This is a genomic window from Cereibacter changlensis JA139 (assembly GCF_003034985.1).
Taxonomy (GTDB): domain Bacteria; phylum Pseudomonadota; class Alphaproteobacteria; order Rhodobacterales; family Rhodobacteraceae; genus Cereibacter; species Cereibacter changlensis.
The window spans coordinates 1-2,728 of sequence record NZ_PZKG01000262.1 but is presented as its reverse complement, the minus strand read 5'-3'; the positions used below and the strand labels follow the sequence as shown (position 1 = coordinate 2,728).

The following is a 2,728-nucleotide window of genomic DNA, read 5'->3' as shown; positions in this document are numbered from 1 at the left end:
CACGGACGATCGGGACAACGGACGGGAGGATGGCCGAGACCAAGACACCTACCGCCATTAGTCCAGAAGATGTAATCTCCACCTTGACGTAGAGTGTCGTAGGCTTGGTCTGAAAGCGAAGGACCGCGCGATTTCGGCATTGCCGCGCCGGCCTCTTCGAAAATGAAGTCATCGGTTCACGCCTCCACGCGGATCCCGGCGTCCTTGACAGCCGCAACGAACGCCTCTCTTGCCACCGTCGGCCCGACCTGACCGTGGATGCATCCGGAGCAGGCGTTCACGGCTTGCCAGACCGCATTGGTCTTGCTGCCGGGCAACCTCTTGAGAAGGAACTCGACGGCCTGATCGACCGCGAGGATCGGCTCAGGTTCGGTAGTGTTCGGCACGTTGACGAGCACCGGTGTGCGCCAAAGAAGTCGGTTCCAAGCCATATGTCCTCCGCTTGTAGCGTCAGCACACAACCGGGCCGCGCCGGCGATGTTCCTGCTCCGGAGAGGCTCCGAACATATGGGGGATATCGGTTACACTCCGGTGGCAGCCCTGCTCGCGGCCCAACCTCGCCCTTCGGCGCGCGGCACTCGCCGAGCGATAACCGCCGGGTCAGCCGCGAGCAGGCGGCGACATCGGTGGGAGGCGCCAGCCACTCGACCTGGCTGTCGGTCAACACCAGCCGCGCTTAATATCAGCTTCGGCAGCGGCAGCGGCAGCGCGGAGTGCCCGCGAACCTCGGCGCTGCCGGAGAGATGCGGCAGGGCTGCCGACTGGATGATCGGTGACCTGCCGCGACCGGATCGACGGACCGTCGCAGAGGACCCGTGGAGGCTCCCGGGTGGGGCATGCCGAGCGGGGCTGTCCGGGAGATCCGGCCTTCCCAGCCCACGGGGAAGACGTTATGCGGGCCTGCAGGGCAGTTTGCCCTGCAGATTGTTTGACGATCGTCCCCGTAGCCTGCCTTACTCGGCTGTGACCTCGTATAGAAAGGGCAGGCGCTCGGGGTCGCTATCCAGAAGGAGCGGCTCAAGCGTCAACCCGGACCTTTTCAGATCCCAGAGGTAGACAACCTCAAGGACTTCAGTGCGTGGGTTCCAAACCGGCACGCCGTGGTAGGGGAGCACGTCGGCCGGCGCCGGCAGAGGGCGCACACCGATCCGGCCGGGGCGCGGCGACACTGTCAGACCAATGGCGCGGGGCGCATAGATCTCGAGCAGCGAGACACGGTCGCGGGCTTCGAGAAATGCCCGGTAGCGCACCACGCCCTGTTTCGTTCGCGCATCCAGCTCGCCGCGCAAGGCGGCAGCTTCGGAGCGTCCCAGATAGGCGAGACGCAGATCTTCGTCGCTCACCCCGGGATTGGCATTGAGGTGGAAGGTTACAGGGGCGGCCGCCGTCAACGCATCGACAGTAGCCGGGTCGCCGGCATCTCGCCGAGCCGCAATCTCAGCCTCCACCTCGGCCCATACCTTCTTGAATCCTGGGACTTCGTCGGCGATCCGGCTGGTGTCATGCAGCTTGACATGCGCGTCATAGCCGAACTGAATCAGCATGGTATCTAGCCCGGCGAAATAGGCGTCGGCATCTTTGCGCGGCATGCCGTTCATCTCGTGGAACGAGCCTTCGGCGAAGACATGGGTGACCGCACCCGGGGTGTAGGCGCGTGCGATCGCCTCGCCGATGCGGTGGAGACGGGCCAGCATCACCAACTCGCCAAAGTCCGCGAGTTTCCGGTTCGTTTTGAGCGGCACGGGCGCCTTGAAGGGAAACCCGAGGATCGAGAGCAAGATGGGTTCATTCCGGGCGATGAACCAGTTGAACTGCTCCTTCCAGCGCTGCCCGAGCTGCAGGATCCAGTCGGGATCCCCAAAGCAAACAGCCGGATCCGCAAAAAACTCGAGCAGGCGTTGGGCCAGATCGTCTCCGGCAGGCAACTCCAGCCGGGGCGCAAGGATGTCCAGTGCCGGTTGAAGCTTGTCAGCCGTTATGTGGCGGGGCGGGAGGAAGGAGCTGTTTTCCTCGACCACGTCGAGGAAGGCAAAAGGCTTGAAGGGAAAGACATAGGCGCTGGTGGCTTCGGACATGTTGTTCTCATTCGGTTGGTATCACAGGAGGCCGAGGCAGGCGGCTGCCTCGAGTTCGGAAGGAAGGATCGCTGTCGGCTGGCAGGCAGGCTCGATCTCCGAGCGCACGATGTCGCGGGTGATGTCGATGAACAGGGGAGAAGCCCGAGCGACCGAGCCGCAGAGCACGAAGCACTGCGGGTTGAGAATGCGCGCCAGCTTAACGATGAACTGGCCCAGATAGAGGCCGATCAGCTGAAAGACCTTCCGCGCAGCGGGGTCCGTCGCCGCTAGACTGTGGAGGTCGACAGCCGCCCGCGTCTGGCCGGTCAGACGCTGGTAAAGCAGGGTCACCCCGCGACCGGACAGCAGGTTGTCCATGATCAGCCATTCATCGATTTCGGCGACGTAAAAGCGCTCTTGGCTGACAAGCCCGGCTCCGCCCGTGGCGCCGCGCATCAGTGAACTGTCGTGATAGGCGATCCCGGAGCCCGACCCCATGTTTATCACAACAAATGAGCTCTCCCCGGCCCCTATGCCGAAGCGACGCTCGCCCAAGGCCATTGCATGGACGTCGCTTTCGACCTGAACCTGCTGGGAGAAGCGCTGTGCCAGCTGCCCTGCCAGATCGACCTCGACCCGCCCGCCGAGCAGTGAACTTTGCGTCAGGCGAC

3 protein-coding genes are annotated in these 2,728 nt (G+C 63.7%); all 3 read right to left on the bottom strand.

What is annotated here, in order from left to right:
* Positions 1-176: 176 nt before the first annotated feature.
* Positions 177-431: a DUF982 domain-containing protein gene (locus tag C5F48_RS22940; protein WP_107666020.1), complete on the bottom strand. Its 255-nt coding sequence runs from the start codon at positions 429-431 to the stop codon at positions 177-179.
* A gap of 522 nt (positions 432-953) precedes the next feature.
* On the bottom strand, positions 954-2,075 hold the full coding sequence (locus C5F48_RS22935) for an L-tyrosine/L-tryptophan isonitrile synthase family protein (protein ID WP_107666019.1): 1,122 nt from the start codon (positions 2,073-2,075) through the stop codon (positions 954-956).
* Between the two features lie 21 nt (positions 2,076-2,096).
* A partial coding sequence (locus tag C5F48_RS22930) for an ROK family protein (RefSeq protein ID WP_146170729.1) occupies positions 2,097-2,728 on the bottom strand: 632 nt, incomplete at its 5' end.

Excerpts from the sequence above, each read along its gene's own strand:
- C5F48_RS22940 (WP_107666020.1), bottom strand. The coding sequence starts at position 431 with ATGGCTTGGAACCGACTTCTTTGGCGCACACCGGTGCTCGTCAACGTG.
- C5F48_RS22935 (WP_107666019.1), bottom strand. The coding sequence starts at position 2,075 with ATGTCCGAAGCCACCAGCGCCTATGTCTTTCCCTTCAAGCCTTTTGCC.